17 protein-coding genes are annotated in these 19690 nt (G+C 53.8%); 3 read left to right on the forward strand and 14 right to left on the reverse strand.

The window, feature by feature from the left end; translation table 11 throughout:
- Positions 1-8: 8 nt before the first annotated feature.
- Entirely contained in the window at positions 9-776 is a 768-nt protein-coding gene (locus tag JCR24_RS11650) for an IclR family transcriptional regulator (protein ID WP_042380842.1), read from the reverse strand.
- Positions 777-1364: 588 nt separating this feature from the next.
- On the opposite strand from JCR24_RS11650, the gene JCR24_RS11655 reads away from it, so the two are divergent.
- The gene (locus tag JCR24_RS11655; protein WP_174435184.1) at positions 1365-2678 is read left to right on the forward strand and encodes an MFS transporter; all 1314 of its coding nucleotides are present in this window, start codon (positions 1365-1367) and stop codon (positions 2676-2678) included.
- Between the two features lie 189 nt (positions 2679-2867).
- Here JCR24_RS11655 and JCR24_RS11660 read toward each other — a convergent pair whose 3' ends face one another.
- The 10 genes from JCR24_RS11660 to JCR24_RS11705 form a co-directional block, all read right to left on the reverse strand.
- Positions 2868-4151 (reverse strand): TRAP transporter large permease subunit, encoded by a 1284-nt coding sequence (locus JCR24_RS11660; protein WP_238980665.1) that lies wholly within the window; start codon positions 4149-4151, stop codon positions 2868-2870.
- The gene (locus JCR24_RS11665; RefSeq protein ID WP_238980666.1) at positions 4152-4742 is read right to left on the reverse strand and encodes a TRAP transporter small permease; all 591 of its coding nucleotides are present in this window, start codon (positions 4740-4742) and stop codon (positions 4152-4154) included.
- A gap of 79 nt (positions 4743-4821) precedes the next feature.
- Positions 4822-5838 (reverse strand): TRAP transporter substrate-binding protein, encoded by a 1017-nt coding sequence (locus tag JCR24_RS11670; RefSeq protein WP_238980667.1) that lies wholly within the window; start codon positions 5836-5838, stop codon positions 4822-4824.
- 282 nt (positions 5839-6120) lie between these two features.
- On the reverse strand, positions 6121-6957 hold the full coding sequence (locus JCR24_RS11675) for a sugar phosphate isomerase/epimerase family protein (RefSeq protein ID WP_238980668.1): 837 nt from the start codon (positions 6955-6957) through the stop codon (positions 6121-6123).
- A gap of 35 nt (positions 6958-6992) precedes the next feature.
- A complete protein-coding gene (locus JCR24_RS11680; RefSeq protein WP_238980669.1) occupies positions 6993-8756 on the reverse strand; it encodes a thiamine pyrophosphate-binding protein in 1764 nt (587 codons plus the stop codon).
- Positions 8753-9751 (reverse strand): zinc-dependent alcohol dehydrogenase, encoded by a 999-nt coding sequence (locus JCR24_RS11685; RefSeq protein WP_238980670.1) that lies wholly within the window; start codon positions 9749-9751, stop codon positions 8753-8755. Before JCR24_RS11685 ends, JCR24_RS11680 begins: the two co-directional genes overlap by 4 nt.
- A 17-nt stretch (positions 9752-9768) precedes the next feature.
- Entirely contained in the window at positions 9769-11196 is a 1428-nt protein-coding gene (locus JCR24_RS11690) for an aldehyde dehydrogenase family protein (RefSeq protein ID WP_014196106.1), read from the reverse strand.
- Positions 11197-11205: 9 nt separating this feature from the next.
- Positions 11206-12048 carry a citryl-CoA lyase gene (locus JCR24_RS11695; protein WP_014196107.1) on the reverse strand — a complete coding sequence of 281 codons (843 nt, stop codon included), beginning with the start codon at positions 12046-12048 and terminating at the stop codon, positions 11206-11208.
- Between the two features lie 318 nt (positions 12049-12366).
- Positions 12367-13761 (reverse strand): hypothetical protein, encoded by a 1395-nt coding sequence (locus JCR24_RS11700; protein ID WP_238980671.1) that lies wholly within the window; start codon positions 13759-13761, stop codon positions 12367-12369.
- A 187-nt stretch (positions 13762-13948) separates the two neighbouring features.
- Positions 13949-14800 (reverse strand): HAD family hydrolase, encoded by an 852-nt coding sequence (locus tag JCR24_RS11705; RefSeq protein ID WP_050367401.1) that lies wholly within the window; start codon positions 14798-14800, stop codon positions 13949-13951.
- A gap of 370 nt (positions 14801-15170) precedes the next feature.
- On the opposite strand from JCR24_RS11705, the gene JCR24_RS11710 reads away from it, so the two are divergent.
- Both JCR24_RS11710 and desB read left to right on the forward strand, forming a co-directional pair.
- Positions 15171-15584, forward strand: coding sequence for an EamA family transporter (locus tag JCR24_RS11710; RefSeq protein WP_238980672.1), 414 nt, complete (start codon positions 15171-15173; stop codon positions 15582-15584).
- Between the two features lie 280 nt (positions 15585-15864).
- Positions 15865-16983: a Delta(10) desaturase DesB gene (desB, locus tag JCR24_RS11715; protein WP_238980673.1), complete on the forward strand. Its 1119-nt coding sequence runs from the start codon at positions 15865-15867 to the stop codon at positions 16981-16983.
- Positions 16984-17133: 150 nt separating this feature from the next.
- Here the strand turns inward: desB and JCR24_RS11720 are convergent, their stop codons facing one another.
- From JCR24_RS11720 to JCR24_RS11730, 3 genes are all read right to left on the reverse strand, one after another.
- The gene (locus JCR24_RS11720) at positions 17134-17520 is read right to left on the reverse strand and encodes a DUF302 domain-containing protein (RefSeq protein ID WP_021321731.1); all 387 of its coding nucleotides are present in this window, start codon (positions 17518-17520) and stop codon (positions 17134-17136) included.
- Between the two features lie 142 nt (positions 17521-17662).
- Positions 17663-18445, reverse strand: coding sequence for a sulfite exporter TauE/SafE family protein (locus JCR24_RS11725; protein ID WP_129447012.1), 783 nt, complete (start codon positions 18443-18445; stop codon positions 17663-17665).
- Between the two features lie 72 nt (positions 18446-18517).
- Complete coding sequence (locus JCR24_RS11730; protein ID WP_138187303.1) at positions 18518-19654, reverse strand: MBL fold metallo-hydrolase; 1137 nt, start codon at positions 19652-19654, stop codon at positions 18518-18520.
- Positions 19655-19690: the final 36 nt, after the last annotated feature.

Here is a 19690-nt window from a genome sequence, read left to right on the forward strand (position 1 = left end):
CTTCCCCCTTATGGTCGATAACCTAGTTTTTCTGAAATCGCTTGCGCTCCTTCTTTCACGATCGTTTCGAACTTCTCGAGCACGTCCGGCGTAAATCGATGCGTCGGCCCGGAGATGGACAAGCAGGCGCTAACTTCCCCACGGATATTGAAAATCGGCGCCGCAACGGCCGCAGAGCCGACTTCCCGTTCATCGATGCTAGACGCAACGCCGCGCTCCCGAATCACCTCAAGCTCCGCCGCTAGACGAGCCAAGCGTTCCTTTGTCGGCACTTGCGCGAAAATTCGCTCTTGAAAGGCGGGCGATTGGTATGCCAACAATACTTTTCCTCCCGCGCCCGCCCAAAGCGGCAGCCGCTCGCCGATTCTCACCATATGGCGCAGCGCCTGAAGCCCCTCGCACTGTTCGACGCAAACGCGGGCATCTTGTTCCAGCACGTATAAGTTCACCGTCTCCCGCGTCTCGTCGCGCAGCCGCTCCATCACAGGCCGCGCGATTTCCCGCACTTTAATCGATTTGCCGGCAATATATCCTAAATAGTACAATCCTTGTCCAAGACGGTACTTTAACGTCTCCGGATCTTTGACGACCAAGCGGTTTTGCTCCAGCGTAGCGAGCAGGCGCGTTGTCGTTGATTTGGCCAGCGAAATTTTTTTCGCAATTTCGGTGAGCGATAACGCTTGTTCCTCCAGGGTGAAACAATATAAGATGTCAATGGCCCGTTGCACCGTGCGCAAGCTCGTCTCATGTTTCTTTTCTTCCGTCAACTCGTTCATTGTCCCTCCTTTCTTCATTGTTCCGACAAATGGAATTTAATTTCTATCAGTGGAACTCTATTTTCATTTTAGCATCTTGTCTCATCGCTATTCAAGCATTTTTCACTTTTCTTTACATTTTCGATTTCAGAGGAAATATAGCTAGACAACGACGCTCCGCAAATGGAGAAGGTTTATGCAGCTTGACCTTCCCGATCTTCGAGAATCAGCGATTGAGAAGAAATGCCGCTTTTTGCCGAACTCTTCTTTTGACATCCATAAGTTCCCGCCCCATTGATTTTCATGACTCATCGCATAAATAGTTCAAATTTTTCAGCAAGTTATAGACAAAAGAAAGTGAAATTTGTTATAATCCATTCAAGAGTTCCATTGATAGAAAATGAATTACATAGAACGGAACAAAGAGAAGGAGGGACGAACGACAAGACTTTCGGCTTCACTGTAAAAGGAAGACAAACAACGTTGTCAAACCGTTTAGCCCAACACTTGCTATGGAACCATCATTTCTCATAAATCTCACGTCCATTTTTTTCACTAAGAACTGTATACGTTTTCCTACTAAGAACCAAACAAGGATGGTGAATGACCATGAAGAAAAAACGACGTTGGGCGATTGCATTTTTGATCGCCTTAGGAGTCATTATCAACTATTTTGATCGCATTAACATGTCGGTCGGCATTCAGCCGCTGTCGAAAGAATTCAGCCTAACGCCCGGACAGCTTGGCATTTTGTTGTCAGCCTTTGCTTGGTCGTACGCCATTTTGCAAATTCCAGCCGGCGTTATTCTCGATAAAATCGGCGTCAAATGGGTGACGCGCGTTGGAACGATCATTTGGACGGCGGCGTGTTTCTTGACCGCCATCGCCAGCGGACAAGGGCTTGTCATGTTATCGCGCGTCTTGTTGGGCATCGGGGAAGCTCCGTATTTCCCGTCAGCCGCCAAAGCGGTCGGTCAATGGTTCCCGCGTCATGAGCGAGCCACCGCGATTTCCCTTTATGACGCCCAATCAAAGCTGTCGAACGCCATCGGCACCCCGATTATCGCTTGGATCATCACCGAGTGGGGATGGCGGGCTGGATTTTATACGACCGCGGTGCTCAGCTTGATTTACGCCGTCATCTTCTGGGTGACATACCGCGACCCGCATGAAGACAAACGGCTGTCCAAAGAAGAGTACGATTACATCGTCCAAGGCGGGGCGCAAAAGTCGGACGAAACATCCGGAAACGTTTGGGAGACGATTCGGTATTTGCTGACGAAGAAAAAAGTGTGGGCGACATTGATCGGGTTTGCCGCCTACGGTTACTCATGGTTTTTGTTTCTCACGTGGCTGCCCGGCTATTTGGCGACGGAAATGCACATGTCGGTGTTGAAATCGGGCTGGTACGCCTCAATTCCATGGATCGTCGGCACGATTTCGGAAATCGTGATCGGCGGATGGCTCGTCGACCGGCTCATCAACAAAGGAGGCCATTCGACGCGCGTGCGAAAAACGTTTTTAGTCATCGGCATGCTGCTCGGACTGTCTGTCATCGGCGCCGCCTTTACGACAAATCCGAACATCGCGATTCTTTGCATTTCGATTGCACTCGGCGGCTTAGTCATCACATCATCGATCGCCTACAGCATTCCGACCTTTATTGCTCCTAAAGGAACTGTTGGAACATTAACCGGCCTTTTGACGTTCGGCAACAACTCGATGGCAATTGTCGCACCGATCGTCACCGGCTTTATCGTTCAAGCGACCGGCTCGTTTATGTACGCCTTTCTCGTCGCGGCGCTTATTTTGCTCGGCGGCATTTTCAGTTATATCTTTTTGCTAACCGATTTGGAGCCGATCGAGCCGATCCCAAAGCCTGAAGCAGCTCAAAGAACAGTCATCCCACACATCAAAGCGTGATAAACAAGCTAGGAGCGCCTTCACCCGAGCGATGAACAAGCCGGATGGAGGCGCTTTTTCATCAGTTCGCTGCCGAATGATGTGAGATTGCACTAGCCACATTCAAAACAATGGTCCGAAGCCTCGACAGCGGCTCTCGGACCTACCTTTTCTCGCAATGACTTCTGTCCTTCCAAGATCAAGTTTGCATCAATGCCCCGCAAACCACCCAAGCGGCACGGTCACAAGAGACGGGAAGAAAATCAACAAAAGCAACAGGAGCGTTTCCACAAGCAAAAATGGCCAAACTCCTTTCATAATGTCTTCCATGCTGATTTTCCCGACCCCGCAGGCGACGTTCAGCACCGTGCCGACCGGCGGCGTGAGCAGCCCGATGCAGTTGTTCAGGATAAACAGCACCCCGAAGTACACCGGATCGATTCCCGCCTTTTCGATAATCGGCATCAACACCGGCGTCAAAATGAGCACCGTCGGCGTCAAGTCCATCGCTGTTCCGACCAATAGCACCAACGCGTTAATGGCCAAAAGCAGCGCCAGCGGATGATCGATGAGCGGCGCGAGCACGTCCGTGACGATCGCCGGAATGTTGGCGACTGTAATGAGCCAGGCCGACACCATGGCGGCGGCCACCAAAAACATGACGACGCTTGTCGTTTTCGCCGCGGCCACGAGCACGTGGAACAAGTCTTTCACTTTCAGCTCGCGGTAAATGCACAGACCGACAAACAACGCGTAAAACGCGGCCACGACCGCCGCCTCGGTCGGCGTAAACACCCCTCCGCGCAGCCCGCCGACGATGATCACCGGCAGCAGCAGCGCCCAAAACGCCTCGCGGGTCGCCCGCCAAATCTCTTTCGCCGACTGACGTGGAAGCACTTCCACTTGATCTCTTCGGGTCACCCACCACCAGCAGATGGCCAGTGAAATGCCAAGCAAAATCCCGGGAACAATGCCGGCCATAAACAGCTTCGTGATCGACACGCCGCTTGTGACCCCGAAAATGATCATCGGGATGCTCGGCGGGATGATCGGGGCGATGATGCCGCCGGCAGCGATAAGGCCGGCTGACCGGTTGCGGTTGTACCCAGCTTTGACCATCATCGGGATGAGAATCGCCCCAAGCGCCGCTGTATCGGCCACCGCCGACCCCGACAACCCGGCGAACAACACGCTCGCGATGATCGCCACATACCCGAGCCCACCGCGGATATGACCGACAAGCGCCATCGCAAAGCGAATGATCCGTTTCGAAATGCCCCCGGCGTTCATGAGCTCCCCGGCGAGGATAAAGAACGGAATCGCCATCAGCGGAAAGCTGTCTGCGCCGCTGATCAAGTTTTGCGCGATGATTTGCGTATCAAAAATGTCCAAATAAAACATCAAGGCGACGCCGCTGACCAAGAGCGCAAACGCGATCGGCATCCCGAGCGCCATGACCCCTAACAGCGACCCGATAAAAACGACCAACGCCATTTACCGCTCACCTCCAGCGGCGCCTTGCGTTCGCCCGTGCGCCCATTCTGCCGCTTCGTGCTCGACGGGAGCGGCCGTCATGATTTCTTCTTCCGATTCTTTCATTCTCGTCAGCTCCTCAATCGCCCCGGGGCGAAACAGCGCCTGATACAAATGGTACAAAATAATGAGGCCCATGCCGATGCTCACGACAAGCCCGGTCCCATAAATGAACGCCATCGGCAGCCCGGTGGCCGGGGCTTTGCTTTCCAATCCGCTCATTGTCATCTTCCAGCTTCCATCCAAAAGCAAATAGAGAACATACAGCACGATCGCATTGCTGATGACAAACACGACGCGCTTGGCGCCGGTCGGCAGCTTCCGCACCAATGTATCGATGCCTAGATGGTCATGGTCTTTCAAAGCACCGACCGCGCCTAAAAACGACATCCAAATGAACAGAAAGCGCGACATTTCTTCCGACCACGTGATGCCGGAGTTAAATGCGTAGCGGAGCACGACGTTGCCGAATACAAGAATGGACATAAACGCGAGGCAGAACGCCATTAAGGCGTTCAGCGCCTTCTCCAGTACGGCTCCGATCCTTTTCATCGCTGTCCCCTCCAAGTCTGCAAGAATGGAAGAACTCTTAAGGGGTGGACTCCCCTTAAGAGCCGGCTTTGCCATTCGGTTATTTTCCTGCGTTAACCAATTCGTTCACGAGATCTTGGCCGAATTTCGGCGCGTATTTTTGATAGATGGGCTGCACTTTTTCGACAAATTTTTGCCTCTCCTCCGGAGAGAGTTCGGTAATGACCATGCCTTGCTGTTTCAAATAGTCGAACATTTTCTCATCTTCTTCTTGGTTGAGCTTGCGCTGATAGTCTCTCGCTTCTTCCGCGGCTTTTTTGATGATGTCTTTTTCCTTGTCCGTCAACGTGTCCCAAAACTTTTTGCTGATGAGCAACGGACTTGCGTTGTAGACGTGGCCGGTTTTCGTCAAATATTTTTGCACTTCGTAAAACTTATTGATCGCTACATTTCCAACCGGGTTTTCTTGCCCGTCCACCACGTGCTGCTCCAAAGCGGTGAACAGCTCCGTAAATGCCATCGGCACCGGTGTGGCGCCCAACTCTTTCCACAAATCAATATGAAGGTCATTTTCCAACGTCCGAATTTTCAACCCTTTAATGTCGTCGACGCTCTTGACTTCCCGCTTATTGTTCGTCAAATGGCGGAAGCCGTTTTCCCAATAGTTCAAGCCGATCACGCCGACAGACGGCAAATCGTTGAGCAAGTCTTGGCCGATTTTCCCATCCAGCACTTTGTAAGCAGTTTCCCGGTCTTTGAATAAAAATGGCAAGTCTAGCACCCCGATGCGCGGAGCGAATGAAGCGATCGGACCGGTCGACATCGTCGATCCTTGAATCGTACCCATCTTCAGCGCTTCAAACACAGCTACATCTCCCCCGAGCTGGCCATCCGGATACACTTCCACTTTGATCGAGCCGTTTGTTTCTTTTTCCACGATTTCCGCAAATTTGTACAATCCTTTTGTCAACGAACGATCCTTCGATGTCGCAACGGCCATTTTCATCACTTTCGGTTCGGTTTTCTTCGCCGCGCCGCCCCCTTGCGGCTCGGACTTCGATGAGCACCCCGCAATTACGAACAGGCAGGCCAACAACAACACCAACATCTTCTTCATTACGTTTTCCCCCTTCTTTCTTCTATAGATGGACTGTATAAGTGCAACGGTTGATGCAGCCGAACGGATCGGGCTGGCATCGTTGTATGTTGAACCCGCATTCCGTTTTGCCGCGGACCGCCCTGTTTCTCTCGGCCGCAGCCAGCCATGCGAGAAACAACCAAATGAGCAAACCATTTATTTCTAACAATGGAATTAATATATAAAATTTTCTGATAGTTAAGAATATCCATATGGCAGCCTCCCGTATCGGAAGCGCTGCCATATTTCTCTGTTGACTAGTCACGCCGATAGATCGCTTTGCGTTGCAATATGACGGGCAAAATAGTCTTTCGCCGACTGCAGGCAGCGGCGCGCATGTTCTTCGTAGCCGAGCTCCTTGACACGCTTGATGTTCGGCAGCTCGATCGAGCAGGGAATTTCCGGGATGCGGCGGACAATGCCGGCAATGTCGATCCCGCCTTCGCCGACATACAGCCGCTCTTCGCGGAGAATTCTCGTCATCTCTTCTTTTGACGCCGGAATTTCGCCCGGCGCGTCGCAAAGATGGAGAAAATGGAACCACTCCCGCGGCACGGCCTCCAACGCTTCCGGCGAATCACCGGCGCGGTGGAAATGGTGCAAATCAATCATAACGCCAGCATTGTCTTTCTTTACCGTCTTTAACACATCGATGACTCCGGCCAAATTCGTCACTGCCGCAATCGGCACGTATTCCAGATCAACGGTCAGCCCATATGGCTTCGCCAGTTCACACAGCTCGGCAAACCGCTCGATGTAAGCACTGCGGTCGGCCGTCCAAATGCTGCTTAGGACGTGGCGGCCGCCCAGTTCAGCCGCCACTTCCAAAGCGGGTTCATACCGTTTTGGATCCGTATCAGCGTCAATACGGGCCAGTTCGATATCCAGCAGCTTGACGCCGGTGTCCCGCAACGCCGCTTTCGTCTCACGCAACAGCTGTGGATTTTCCGCCAACGCATAGTTCGGTTCTCCCGGAAGCCCCATGTAGATGATCCGGAAACTGACGTAATCATACCCTGCCCGGGCGGCAATGTGCGCCATCTCCGGCGGCGGACAGCCGAGCACCGTCAAATGGGCCAAGGAAAACGTTCTAGCCATATCTTCCCCCTCCCCCCGATCTTGAAGGTTTCTCCTTACCGCTCCACCGCAACATGGTGAACACGTTTGCCTGGGGAATAGATGTCCATAATATTCCAGTGGCCGGACGTCGGCGTCGGGACGTTGATCATTTCCACATCGATGACAAACGGTTTGTTCGCTTGGATGGCTCGCTCGAGCGCCGGTTTAAACTCTTCCGCCGAGCGGATTTTCACTCCTTCAACGCCGTATGCCCGGGCAATGGCTGCATAATCCGGCGAATACGGCTTACCGTCCTTTTGGAACACCGTCCCGTGCGTCGTGCCAAAATGCGCCTTCTCGAGCCCGGCGATCGTGCCAAAGGCGTAGTTGTTCATAATGACCCAAACAACGGCGATATTTTCCTCGGCGGCTGTCGCCAACACCGCCGGGTTTTGGCCAAATCCGCCATCTCCAACGAGAGACACGACGACGCGGTCCGGGCAGGCAATTTTCGCCCCGAGCGCGGCCGGAGCGCCAAAGCCCATCGTCGCATAACCGCCTGGCGTCAAAATCGTTCCTGCACCATACGCTGGGAACTGTTGGCCGACCCCGTTTTTGTTCCAGCCGACATCGGTCGTGATGATCGCATCTTTCGGCAGCACTTCCCGCACCTCATGCAAAATGCGTTCCGGACGCATCGGATAGCTGTCGTCTTGAATGTGCGGCGCGTTTTGCCGCCGGAATTCCTCCTTATAGTTAGCGATGCGTTCTTTCAGCACCTCGTCCGTCCGCCCCTGCGGCACGGTTTGTCTCGCCACACGGTTTAGAACCGTAAGCGCCTGCTTGACATCAGCGACGATGCCGAGCTCCGTCGGGTAGTTGCGCCCGATTTCATTCGGATCGATATCAATATGAATGAGCTTCGTTTCCGGAATGTTGAACGTATACTCCGATTCCCATGAACTGCAATCGGCTTCGGAAAATCTCGTTCCCAACGCCAAAATAACATCCGCGTTGCGGCACATGTCATTGACGAATTTCGTCCCCCAAAACCCGCTCATGCCCAGCGTCAGCGGATGGTCATCCGGCAGCGCCCCTTTGCCCATCAGCGTGTGCGCAACGGGGAGATCGAAATGTTCGACAAACGTTTTCAATTCTTCCGCCGCATCCGCCAGCATAATCCCGCCGCCGACGTATACAAGCGGACGTTCCGCCTGCATCAGCTTCTCAATGATCCGTTTCGCCGTTTCATCGTCAATCGACGGTTTGTGCAACGTTTTCGTATGCCGCTTTTGCTTTTCAAACAGCGCTACATCCACTTCTTTGGAGAAAATGTCCATCGGCACAGAGACAAGCACCGGCCCTGGGCGACCGCTCTCCGCCAGCTGGAATGCTTTTTCTAAAATCTCTGGGAACAAGTCCGGCCGATCAACTCGCCATGCCCGCTTCACAAACGGACGATAAATTTCATACTGCGACGCATCGGCGTGCAAGTTGATCTCCTGGTGCGGATGCTTTCCATAATAGTGGCTCGGCACATCGCCGGCGATGACGACCATTGGAATGGAATCAAGCGCCGCATTGGCGACGCCTGTCGCCGCATTCGTCAGCCCCGGGCCAACGTGGCAGAGAACGACAGCCGTTTCCTTTTTCGCCCGCGCATAGCCGTCAGCCATATGGGCGGCAATTTGTTCGTGGCGGACGTTGACGAACTTGATCGAGCTATGCTCGAGCGCTGCCAACACGGCGATGTTCGTATGGCCGCAAAGCCCAAAAATATGTGTGACGCCACGGTCTTCTAAATACCGCACGAGTTGTTCAGCCACTTGTTTTTTCATTGTTCTTCCCCCTCTCGAAAGCTTAAGACGACTTTGCCGGCATTGCCGGATGACGCCAACTCATACGCCTGCTCATAGTCGCAGACGGGGAAAATGCGGGAAATGACCCGTTCGATCGGATGCGGCATCGTCCGCAAATAATGAATCGCTTGCAAATAGTCATCCGGGAAGCGATAGATGATCGAGCCATGCACAGTCACTTCATTGCGAACGAGGCGCACGACCGGAAACGTCGCTTCATTCGCGAAACCGATCAACACAAGGTGACCACCTGGGGCGACAAGCTCGACCGCCTGCTCCACTGCCTCACGCGTTCCCGCCGCCTCGATCACGACATCGAACGTTTCCCCCGAAAGTCCAGCGGGCGCAAGCGTACGGATGTCGGCCATCGCTTTCACCGTCTCAAGCTTCAACGGATTCACATCGACCGCCGTCACATCCGCTCCGAAATGGCGGGCGAGGACGGCCGCCATCATCCCTTCATTGCCACATCCGATCACCGCTACGCGCATGGTGGGTTCGATCCGCGCTTTGCTCAAGGCATGCACGACAACGGCGAACGGTTCGACGAGCACCGCCTTTTCATCCGAGAGATCATCCGGAACAGGAAGCACGTACTTGGATGAGATGACGAATTCCTGCGAAAACCCGCCGTCCGTGTTGATGCCAAGCGATTGTTTATGGCGGCAGATGTTCGTCAACCCTTTTTGGCACAAGTCGCACGCGCCGCAATACGTGTTCGGCAGCACAACGACCCGCGTCCCGATGTCGTAGGCGGCTTGTTCGCCCTTCTCAATGATGACGCCGACGAGCTCATGCCCAGCGCGAACGGGATAGTTCGCGTGCGGAAGTTTTCCTTTCAACACCCCAAGATCCGACCCACAAATTCCGCCATAGATGAGCTTGATCTTCACCTCATCCCCTTGAGGAGAACGGACGGTCTCGAGGCGCCGCAGTTCTAATTCATTTGGCTTTGCCACATAAAGCGCTAACATGTTGCCACCACCTATCATCACTGTGGAAACTGCCATACAATCATCTTCATTTCCGTCATTTCCTCAATCGCATACCGCGGACCTTCACGGCCGATGCCGCTGTTTTTCACACCGCCGTACGGCCAATGATCCAACCGGAAATTCGAGGTGCCGTTAATGACAACTCCACCGACCTCAAGCGCCTCCGCCACTTGATAGACGATGTCCATCCGGTTCGTAAACAGCCCGGCTTGCAGGCCAAAGGCGGAATCGTTCGTCTCGGCGATCGCTTCGTCAATCGTCCGGTACGGGATGACGCTGACGACCGGGCCGAACACTTCTTCACAAACGACTTTGCTTCGCTTCGGCGGGTTGAAGAGCACCGTCGGCTCCACCGTCGCCCCGCGCCGTTTTCCGCCGCACACCAGCGTCGCGCCGGATGCGATGGCTTCATCAATCCAACTCATCACCCGATCCGCCGCCCGCTCATCGACCATGCAGCCGACATCCGTATCGGGCAAGAGCGGGTCGCCGACTTTCAACGCTTCCACTTCCTGTTTGAGCAACTCGGTGAACGGTCCAACGACCGACTCATGCACGTAAATGCGCTGAACGGAAATGCAGCTTTGCCCGGAGTTGCTGTAGCCGGTTTTCGCGCACAGGGCGGCCGCCCGTTTCAAATCGGCGTCTTCATGGACGATCGTCGCCGCATTGCCGCCAAGCTCCAGCAGCACTTTTTTCATGCCGGCCAACGCGCAAATGTTGCGGCTCGCCACGACGCCGCCAGTAAATGAAATGACGTTGACGCGGTCGTCTTTGACGATTTGCTGCCCGACCTCGGCGCCGCCAAGCACCATGTTGATGGCGCGCGGCGGAAGACCGGCCTCCAGCAGCAGCTTCAACAGCTCTGCCGCAATGAGCGGCGTCTGCGGCGCCGGTTTCAACACAACGGCGTTGCCCGCCGCAAACGCGGGTCCGACTTTATGGCAAATCAAATTGAGCGGAGCGTTGAACGGCGTAATCGCCGCCACGACGCCGACCGGCACGCGAAACGTCACTGCCACCGCTTTCGTCCCGCGCGCCGAGGCGTCGCCCGGGATCGTTTCCCCAAACAGACGCTTCGCTTCTTCAGCTGACTGCTCAAGCGTTTCAATGGAGCGGGACACTTCATCCAACGTGTTTTTCAGCGGCTTTCCAAGCTCTTCCGAAATCCAGCGGGCAAACGTTTCTTTCCGCTCCTCCAGCAGCATCGACGCCCTTTTTAAGATGCGCGCTCGCTCATAGGACGGAATTCTCGCGATCTCTTTTTTTGCTTCAAACGCACAGGCGAGCGCCCTGTCCACATCTTCCGGCGTCGCCAGCTGCTGTTCGCCGATCACTTCCCCGGTATACGGGTTTTTCACCGGCTCCGCCGCACGCGGTTCTTCGATCCATGTCCCGTTAATATACAGCTGTGCTTTTCTCATCTTGATCACCTACTTTTCCAAATGACGTTTGGCTGGTCCGGTATAGCGGACTAAATCATCGCGGTTCGGGCACGGTCCTTTGATCAGCACGCCGTTTTGCCACTCTTCAAACGCATGGGCGACAATGCCCATCCCGCGCGACAGAGCGAACACACCTTTCGCCGCCGCCGCCGGCACGCCGAGCTCGCACTGGATCGCCGCCGCCACCCCGTCGATGTTCATCGTCATCCGCTTCCCTTTCGTCTTCTCCAAATGGGAACGATACGCTTCGGCGATCGCTAAATACCGCCCGCTGATCTCCCCTTCTTCCACGAGTTCGCCCGCCAATGCATACAGCCGTCTGACGCGCGGGTCGTCATCATGAAGCTGATGGCCAAATCCCGGCAGCTTCCGCCCTTCACGGCGAAACTGTTCAAACCGCTCGCCGATCACATCGGCCATCGCACCTTCCCCGCCGCGGATTTCGATTTGCTCATTTGTCTCGTAAAACAGCGCCATCGCCTTCTCCACCGCTCCCCCGTGCACATCACCAAGTACGTTGATGCCCGTCGCCACACACGAGTTGAACGAAATGCCGCATGTCGCCGCCATGCGGGCCGCCGCAATCGACGGGGCGCGCGGGCCGTGATCCGCCCCGGCGACAAGGACGCTTTCCCATAACTTCGCCTTTTTCTCGCTCAATATCTCCCCGCATAATAAGAGGTACAACATTTGCGTGTACGACACATTGCCGATTAATTCCTCAATCGGATATCCGCGAATGAGAATTTCATTTTTGCGGACGTCGCTGATCGACGTCTCCCACCACGCCCCTCCATCGGCGTACATATCGAGCGCACTTCGCTGCTTCATCCGAGTCGATCCCCCTTTGCCGCTCTTTGTAGATCGATCTAAAAGAATGGAATTTTAGTAGATCGATCTAAAACAAAAGAATGAAGATTAGATCGATCTAAAAACCTCCAGAACAAATCTTCTTTGTTTCCATTTTTAAGCAGACGATCCCGAGCGCACCAACTAGGCACGCCTATTTATTAGATCGATCTAAAAAAGAAATGACAAACAATTCAATCGATTCAATCTCATTATATCGTTCTGCTGAAAACGCTGTCAACCTAAAAATCTTCTTTCTTTGAAAATAAAGAAGGAAACGACCCCACAACGCCATAGATATCAGCCGAAAAACAGCCGCTCCGCCAACAGCGCAATGCCGATTCCCACGGCCATATAACCGAGCGCAAACGGGACATTCCGCTTGCCGATCCGATACGGATTGTCCCCCAGCTCCTCCGCCAGCAAAGAAACAGAAATATTGTACGGGCTGTACATGACCGTCGCCAAACTGCAACAAATGAGCACAATCGACAACGGCACCGCCGGAACAAGCAGCCGCACCGGCTCAAGCAGCGGCATGAGCAGCGTCAAGCTGACCAACGGATGAAACCCAACAAACGACGTCGCGAAAAAATAAACGGCAATCATTCCATACAGCCAGACGGAATGTTCCGCCCCGACGCGAAACCAGCCTCCAAGCCCAGCGAGCAGCGGAGACCGGGCCAGCATCTCGACAAACAACCCGGCTCCTAAAAACATGAAAAAGTAGTTTCCCAATCCCTCTGTCCGCTCTTTCCAATGGCAGAGCGCCACCGTCGCATACCGCTTCACCCGGCGCACAAGCAGCGCCCATCCGAAACAAAACGGGACAAGCAATAAGACGATCGAAAACAAAAACCCTTTGCCAAGCCAACGCTGAACGAGCGACACGAGCACCGTAAACACGACGAGCACCACTAGCAGCTGGGCGGCCTTTTTCCCGATCGAAACCGCTGATTCCCGCCCCGCTTCCTCGCCGTTGTCCAATGGGATGGATCGATACGAAACAGCGGCCGTTCCCCAGTCGATCATCGCCATCGTAAAAGCCAGAAGCAGCAAAAACAGCGCCACTTCATAATAGTGCACACCGGTGAAATCAATCGTCGTGCTGATCATCACTTCCATCGGGCTCCACGTCAAACAAAGCGCATACGCCCGCAGCAAATTCCGAACATAAAACGACTCGGCCTTCCGTCCTCCTACATTTCGCAGCGCGGTGCGCAACGATTTGACAAGAAGCGGAATCGTGGCAATGTTCAAAAACAACCCAAGCAAATGACAAACGCTGAAACTGCGGCGGTACAGCGACGAAACGCCCCCGACGTTCCGCTTCAGCCATTCGCTCAAACTCTGATCATACCGCCCGACGCGAATAAGCGTATTCATGAACGGAAGCACAAAAAACAGCGCCAACAGCCCCAACACCCGTTCAAAATGCAAGACAAACGTCGGCCATGCATCGCCATAGAACAAAAACAATCCAACACCAAATGCAAAAAACAGAGCTCCCGACACCTGGTACACCCCGCGGGCGAAAAACGCGGACACAATAAACGCTGACAGCGCTGCAGCTCCCATAGCATAGTGAACGGGGGCCGTCTCGACAAACTGGGCCACCATATACAGCGCCACCGCCGCTGTATACACCGGCACCCGCCACATTCCAATCCAGTCTTGAATGCGATCGTGCGTCATTGTTCTCCCCTTTCGTTGCCATACGTTGAGATGATGATGCGACTGTTGTCCATAAGCGGCGAAAACGATTCCCCTCTCCGACAGCACACATTCACGTTTCAGCAGACGGGGCAAGCACCGGAAACCTGAGCTCCCCTCTACATCCAAAGCGATGTGGTGAACGTCCAATCGAAAAAAACGGGTGCCGCTACACCCGTTTCGCAAGCAGCCGCTCAAGCCCCGCCGCCACCCCATCTTCTTCGTGGGAGGACGTCACCATGTCGCAGATGGCTTTCAGCTCCGGCTCGGCATTGTCCATCGCCACGCGATAGCCTGCGACCTTAAACATCGACAAATCGTTATGGCTGTCGCCAAAGGCGACCGTGTCGCGCACATCGATGCCGTAATGGGCGGCGAGCTGTTTGAGCGCCTCGCCTTTTGTCGCCCGTTCGTTGTTCATCTCAATATTGTGCGGGTGCGACGAGGTGACCGTGACGCTACGGAGCGCGGCGAATCGCGACGCTGCATCACGCAGCCGCTCGCGGTCGAGGGCGAAAATCAGCAGCTTATACATCACCGTCTGCGGGTCGTCCCACACCGTGCGGATGTCATCGACATACATCACCCGCGCCTGCTGGAACTGCTTGTTCACGAGCCACTTCACCTCTGGCGCCGCATCGGCCATCCCGGAAGCGAGCGCCTCCCATTGGGCGCGGTTGTGCAGGCCGACATAGACCGCATCGCCCGTGTACGTCTCGCAATACAAATCGGACTGTTCGCGCACCCACTCAAGCGTCGGACGGACGATTGTCCGCTCGAGCGGCGCCTCGCTGATGACCGTGCCGTCTTCGAGCGAAACGACCGCGCCGTTTAAGCTGGCGATCGGGCAGATAATGCCCGCCTCGCGAAGCGGGGCGAGCGCGTCTTTGCGCGCCCTCCCTGTCACGACGGCGACGATGTGGCCCTGCGCCTGCGCTGCAGTGATGGCCGCCCGGTTTCGTTCACTGATTTTTCCTTCCCCGTTTAATAGCGTTCCGTCCATATCGAGTGCAATCAACATCTCTGATCCCTCTTTCTTTCGTCATGCCAAAAGCGGCTGGAAAAACGGTGTTCCGACAGAAGCAGGGGCTAGTGGAAAGTTGGAAATGTCCGCCCTCTTCTCTCCGCACGTCAGCGCCTGACTCCATCTGCTCTTGTTCTGCAACGCTTCCTTTTTATTCTGATAGCTGTCGGGTTCTTCGATCACAAACGGTGCGAACCATTGGCGCACTTCATCAGAACGAGGGGGATTTGTGCTCATCTTAACGCCCAGCTCACAAAAGTGGTGCTTGCCCTCCATTATAACAAACGAATGGAAAAATGGTGAAATGTTCTTCCTTCTCATAGTATAATAGATGAGAAAAATTCTCAACGAAAGCGAAGGGATCGATATGTGGATCGTGTATGCTTTGCTGGCGGCGGTGTTTGCGGCGCTGACATCGGTGCTGGCGAAAATCGGCATTGAAAACGTCAATTCCCATCTAGCGACCGCCATTCGCACCATTGTCGTGCTCGCGCTCGCATGGCTGATCGTCTGGATGACAGGCGCCCATCAAGGCGTCAAAGCGATCTCAACGAAAAGCTGGGTGTTTCTCTGCCTCTCAGGAGCAGCAACCGGATTGTCGTGGCTTTGTTTCTACAAAGCAATCCAAATCGGCGATGTCTCGCGCGTCACCGCCATTGACAAGTCGAGCTTGGTGCTGACGATTTTGTTTGCGGCGATGTTTCTCGGCGAACCGCTGTCCGCGAAAGTGGTGATCGGGGTGCTGCTCATTACCATCGGGACATTGATCATGATGTTTTAGCCAGCCGCCTTCTCAATCGTTTAGCCTGTTCTTCTCGAAATATTGCCGCCATACTCAATTTTGGCAGTTTTCCATCAAGCCTATAGACAGGACAATCCAAAAGATGTTATGATAAATTTTATAGTGACCTAGAGCTTTTCTCCGCCCTCCACATCATTTCGGCATAGAGGACAGCTTTTGGGATCACTTTATGAAATAAGGTCTTCGTTGCGACCAAGAGTGTGTGAATGGCTTCGCCGCTGCTTGTCAAACGGAGAGTAGTTTGAAAGGAGATCACTGAATGAATGATTTTCACCCGTTCGGCTGGTACGCGGCGAAAATGGCCCCGCATTTGCCGAAAAAAGCGTTTCAACCCGTGAAGTCCCGCTTGTTTGGAGGTTTGGCTTATGTAGGGCTCGTCATCGCCGGCATCCTCGCTGTGTCCCTTTTCCACCTCCATCCTGTATGGAACCTCCTCATCTCGGTTGTGCTTGGTTTCAGTTTTGCTGCGTTAGGATTTTTAGGACATGAAATTTTGCACGGCACCGTCGTCCGTACACCTTGGCTGCGCGATCTTCTCGGCGCAATCGCCTTTTGGCCGCTTTGCACCGGTCCGAAGTTGTGGAGAAAATGGCATAACGCCAGCCACCATGTGCATACCCAGCATGAAGAAAAAGACCCGGACGCGTGGCCAAGCATGGAGAAATTAGCGAAAAGCCGCCTGCTCTCTTGGGTATACCGCATCCCGTTTCCGATTCGCGCTTTTTTCGCCTTTAGCTCGTTGTCCGTGATGTTTACCCTTCACTCGATCCGGATGCTGTTTTACTTTTTCAAAGACTTTCGCCGGAAGAACCGCGCGGTTGTCCTGTTTCAATTTTTCTTGCCTTGGACGACATGGCTCGGGCTGTTATGGCTTGTCGGCTGGGAAAAATGGCTGTTCGCCTTTTTGCTTCCGCTGCTCGTCGCCAACACGATCGTCATGAGCTATATCTCAACAAACCACCGTCTCAATCCGTTAGTGCCGGTCAACGATCCGTTGGCGAACAGTTTGTCGGTCACCGTGCCAAAGTGGGTGGATATCCTCCACTTCCACTTTTCGCACCATACTGAACATCATCTCTTTCCTGCGATGAGCTCGAAGTACTACCCGCTCGTGAAAAAACACATCAAACAAATGTGGCCCGACCGCTACCACGAAATGCCGATGGGAAAAGCGTTGGCCGCCCTTTGGAAAACGCCGCGCGTCTACTACGAGCACAACGAGCTCATCGAGCCGAAGCAAGGCCATGTGTACGGCACGCTCGGCAATGGGTTGGATCCCGACCGGATTGTGCATCGCGAGCTGGAAACGGAAAAACAGCCGCGCGCAGCCAAAAAACGGGCAAAAACAAAAAAAGCAGCGGGGCAAGAGAATTTGTAGAAAGGATGGGCTTTGCGGCCGTCCGCCTCCTATGTGGATCAAATAGCGGCGAAGAGGGGAAAAGAGCGCTTTTCTTTCTGCAAACCCGCGTTTCCGTGTATGTGCGCACAACCAAAAGGTGCCCCGTCATGTGGGACACCTTTTTCCTTTTCACTGACGGCATTGGTCAATGCAAGCGACCAACCTTTTCTCAATATCTTCCGCGATTTCCTTCAACGCCGGCTCGTTCACCATGCCAACAAGCATTGTCGGCTTCGGCATGCCGATTTTCGTTGTGCCGTTCTCTTGATAGACGACGAGTTTGCACGGCAAAAAGTAACCGACCAACAAGTTTTCATTTAACACCCGAGCCGCTTCTTGCGGGTTGCACACTTCGAAAATGACCATCGGCGTGGAAAAATCAAGCCCCTTTTCTTGCAGCTTCTCGGTCACGCTGAACCGCCAGAGCACGCCAAACCCTTCTTGTTTCAAGTTCTCTTCCAAACGCTCGATCGTTTCGTCCATGCCTGTTGGCACGTCAACCGTGTAATGGAACATTGCTCCTTCTTCCCTTCGTGAAGATTTTCTCACTGTTTATCATGTCCAAATCGATCTGTAGAAAACAAAAGGCGAAACATGATCCGTTTTCGCCTTCACACATATCGGTTTCCCCTCGTTCATCGTCTTTCCATCGATCCACTCATAAAATATCCACCCAAATTTTCACCGCCGTCGCCAAAATCAACACGGCAAGGATGACTTGCAGCACTTTCGTGTTCATGTTTTGCCCCGCTTTCGCCCCCAGCGGAGAGGCAAGCAAGCTCGCGACGACCATGATGAGCGCCGGGATGTAATCGACTTGGCCGGTGGCGATTTTCCCGAACGTAGAGCCAATGGAGGAAATGAACGTAATGGCCAAAGACGTGGCGATCGTCATTCGCGTCGGGATTTTCAGGACAACGAGCATGACCGGCACAAGCAAAAACGCCCCCGCCGCCCCGACGATGCCGGACCCGACGCCGATCAGAAACGCCAAGGCGGCCGCCACCCCTTTGTTGAACGTCACTTGGTCAAGCGGAATGTCATCGATCCCTTTTTTCGGCACAAACATCATGATGGCCGCCAATGCCGCCAAGATGCCGTAAACGACGTTAATCGTTCCCTCGCTCATCAGCTTCGAGCCATAGCCGCCGACAAAACTGCCGACCAAAATGCTTATCCCCATATACAAAATGAGCGATTTATTCAAGTAACCGCTTTTTCGATACGCCCACACGCCGCCGATCGTGGCGAAAAACACTTGCACCGCACTGATCCCCGACACTTCATGGGCGCTGAACGCCGCCAGCCCAAACAACGGCGGAAGATACAGAAGCATTGGATATTTAATAATCGACCCGCCGATCCCCACCATCCCAGAAATAAACGAACCGACAAAACCGATTAAAAAGATGACAATGAGAAACGCGAGCGAAACATCCATCGACCATCCCTCCCTTTTGTTTTCAAAAGGGACGAGGCACGCCCCCGTCCCCTGCCAATCTGTGCCGCTTCTTTAGGCATGGGCATGATGCAGCGCGCAGCGGTTTGGGCCGATTTCAAGCTCCCGCTCTGTTTCAATATCAACGGTTTTGAGCCCGCGGTTGATGGCGACAATGTCTTCAAAGTTCGGCGGGGTTTCGGTATTGGCGCTTTGGATGACAAGATCGATAAATTCGTCTTTTGGTTTGTTTTGCATCATCTCATTGCGGGCGCGGATGCGGCCTAACGTATCGCCGACATACCCCTCCGCGTTGATTTCTTCATCTAAGCTCGCGTAGTGAGCCGGCAAGACGATCACATCATCCGCCATGGCTGCGACTTTTTCGTACACGGTGTCATACAAATCCGCCGCCCATTCCGCCACCTTGCCGCCGAGGTCCGGCCGCCCGAGACCGCCGACAAAAATCGTGTCACCCGAGAACAGCCATTTGCCGTTGACAAAGAACGAGACGCTGCCTGGCGTATGGCCTGGCGTTTTCACCGCCAACACTTCCAAATGAACGTTGGCAAAGTCGATCGTGTCATGCTGCTCTAGCGGCTCGAAATCAAACACCGCTCCCTCGCTTTTCATCAAGTAGTACGTTGCCCCCGTTCGTTCGGCCAGCGCCTTGCCGCCGGAAAGATGGTCGGCATGCAAGTGCGAGTCCACGATATGCGTGATCGTTACCCCTTCTTGTTGGGCGGCTTGTTCGTACACATCGATAAACCGCAACGGATCGACGACAAGCGCTTCGCTTCCAGAGATGACCATATACGACAGGCATCCTTTGCCGACGCGGATGAATTGGTAAATTTTCAACTGATCATCTTCGTATACTTTGGCTTGATGGAGATGCTCGCTCCACGCCTGCATCCCGCCAGCGAGCGTATAAACGTTGTCAAACCCGGCTTCCGTCAGCTGTTCGGCGACAAACGCCGCCGATCCGCCCTTCGCGCACACAACGACGATGTCTTGGTCTTTCGGAAGACGGTCGACAATCGAGTCAACCCCATCAATCAATTCAAAATACGGCACATTCAAATAGTCAAAGTTTTCCCCTTCGATTTTCCAATCGCGAAAATCGCTTTCGTTGCGGACGTCCAAGATGAACAGCGATTCTTTGTTTAACACCTTTTCCGTCATTTGTTGCACGGTCATTTCTTTCACCATATTAACATACCCCCCAATGTATATTTGATTGTTGAA

The sequence above is a fragment of the Geobacillus sp. YHL genome (assembly GCF_022341265.1).
GTDB lineage: Bacteria > Bacillota > Bacilli > Bacillales > Anoxybacillaceae > Geobacillus > Geobacillus thermoleovorans.

What these genes read in the sequence shown, in the direction of transcription:
- JCR24_RS11710 (WP_238980672.1), top strand. Translation starts at nt 15,171, where the DNA reads ATGTGGATCGTGTATGCTTTGCTGGCGGCGGTGTTTGCGGCGCTGACA.
- JCR24_RS11690 (WP_014196106.1), bottom strand. Translation starts at nt 11,196, where the DNA reads ATGAGAAAAGCACAGCTGTATATTAACGGGACATGGATCGAAGAACCG.
- JCR24_RS11675 (WP_238980668.1), bottom strand. Translation starts at nt 6,957, where the DNA reads ATGGCTAGAACGTTTTCCTTGGCCCATTTGACGGTGCTCGGCTGTCCG.
- JCR24_RS11660 (WP_238980665.1), bottom strand. Translation starts at nt 4,151, where the DNA reads ATGGCGTTGGTCGTTTTTATCGGGTCGCTGTTAGGGGTCATGGCGCTC.
- JCR24_RS11655 (WP_174435184.1), top strand. Translation starts at nt 1,365, where the DNA reads ATGAAGAAAAAACGACGTTGGGCGATTGCATTTTTGATCGCCTTAGGA.
- JCR24_RS11695 (WP_014196107.1), bottom strand. Translation starts at nt 12,048, where the DNA reads ATGAAGCAGCGAAGTGCGCTCGATATGTACGCCGATGGAGGGGCGTGG.
- JCR24_RS11720 (WP_021321731.1), bottom strand. Translation starts at nt 17,520, where the DNA reads ATGTTCCATTACACGGTTGACGTGCCAACAGGCATGGACGAAACGATC.
- JCR24_RS11665 (WP_238980666.1), bottom strand. Translation starts at nt 4,742, where the DNA reads ATGAAAAGGATCGGAGCCGTACTGGAGAAGGCGCTGAACGCCTTAATG.
- JCR24_RS11680 (WP_238980669.1), bottom strand. Translation starts at nt 8,756, where the DNA reads ATGAAAAAACAAGTGGCTGAACAACTCGTGCGGTATTTAGAAGACCGT.
- JCR24_RS11670 (WP_238980667.1), bottom strand. Translation starts at nt 5,838, where the DNA reads ATGAAGAAGATGTTGGTGTTGTTGTTGGCCTGCCTGTTCGTAATTGCG.
- JCR24_RS11730 (WP_138187303.1), bottom strand. Translation starts at nt 19,654, where the DNA reads ATGGTGAAAGAAATGACCGTGCAACAAATGACGGAAAAGGTGTTAAAC.
- JCR24_RS11700 (WP_238980671.1), bottom strand. Translation starts at nt 13,761, where the DNA reads ATGACGCACGATCGCATTCAAGACTGGATTGGAATGTGGCGGGTGCCG.
- JCR24_RS11705 (WP_050367401.1), bottom strand. Translation starts at nt 14,800, where the DNA reads ATGTTGATTGCACTCGATATGGACGGAACGCTATTAAACGGGGAAGGA.
- desB (WP_238980673.1), top strand. Translation starts at nt 15,865, where the DNA reads ATGAATGATTTTCACCCGTTCGGCTGGTACGCGGCGAAAATGGCCCCG.
- JCR24_RS11650 (WP_042380842.1), bottom strand. Translation starts at nt 776, where the DNA reads ATGAACGAGTTGACGGAAGAAAAGAAACATGAGACGAGCTTGCGCACG.
- JCR24_RS11685 (WP_238980670.1), bottom strand. Translation starts at nt 9,751, where the DNA reads ATGTTAGCGCTTTATGTGGCAAAGCCAAATGAATTAGAACTGCGGCGC.
- JCR24_RS11725 (WP_129447012.1), bottom strand. Translation starts at nt 18,445, where the DNA reads ATGGATGTTTCGCTCGCGTTTCTCATTGTCATCTTTTTAATCGGTTTT.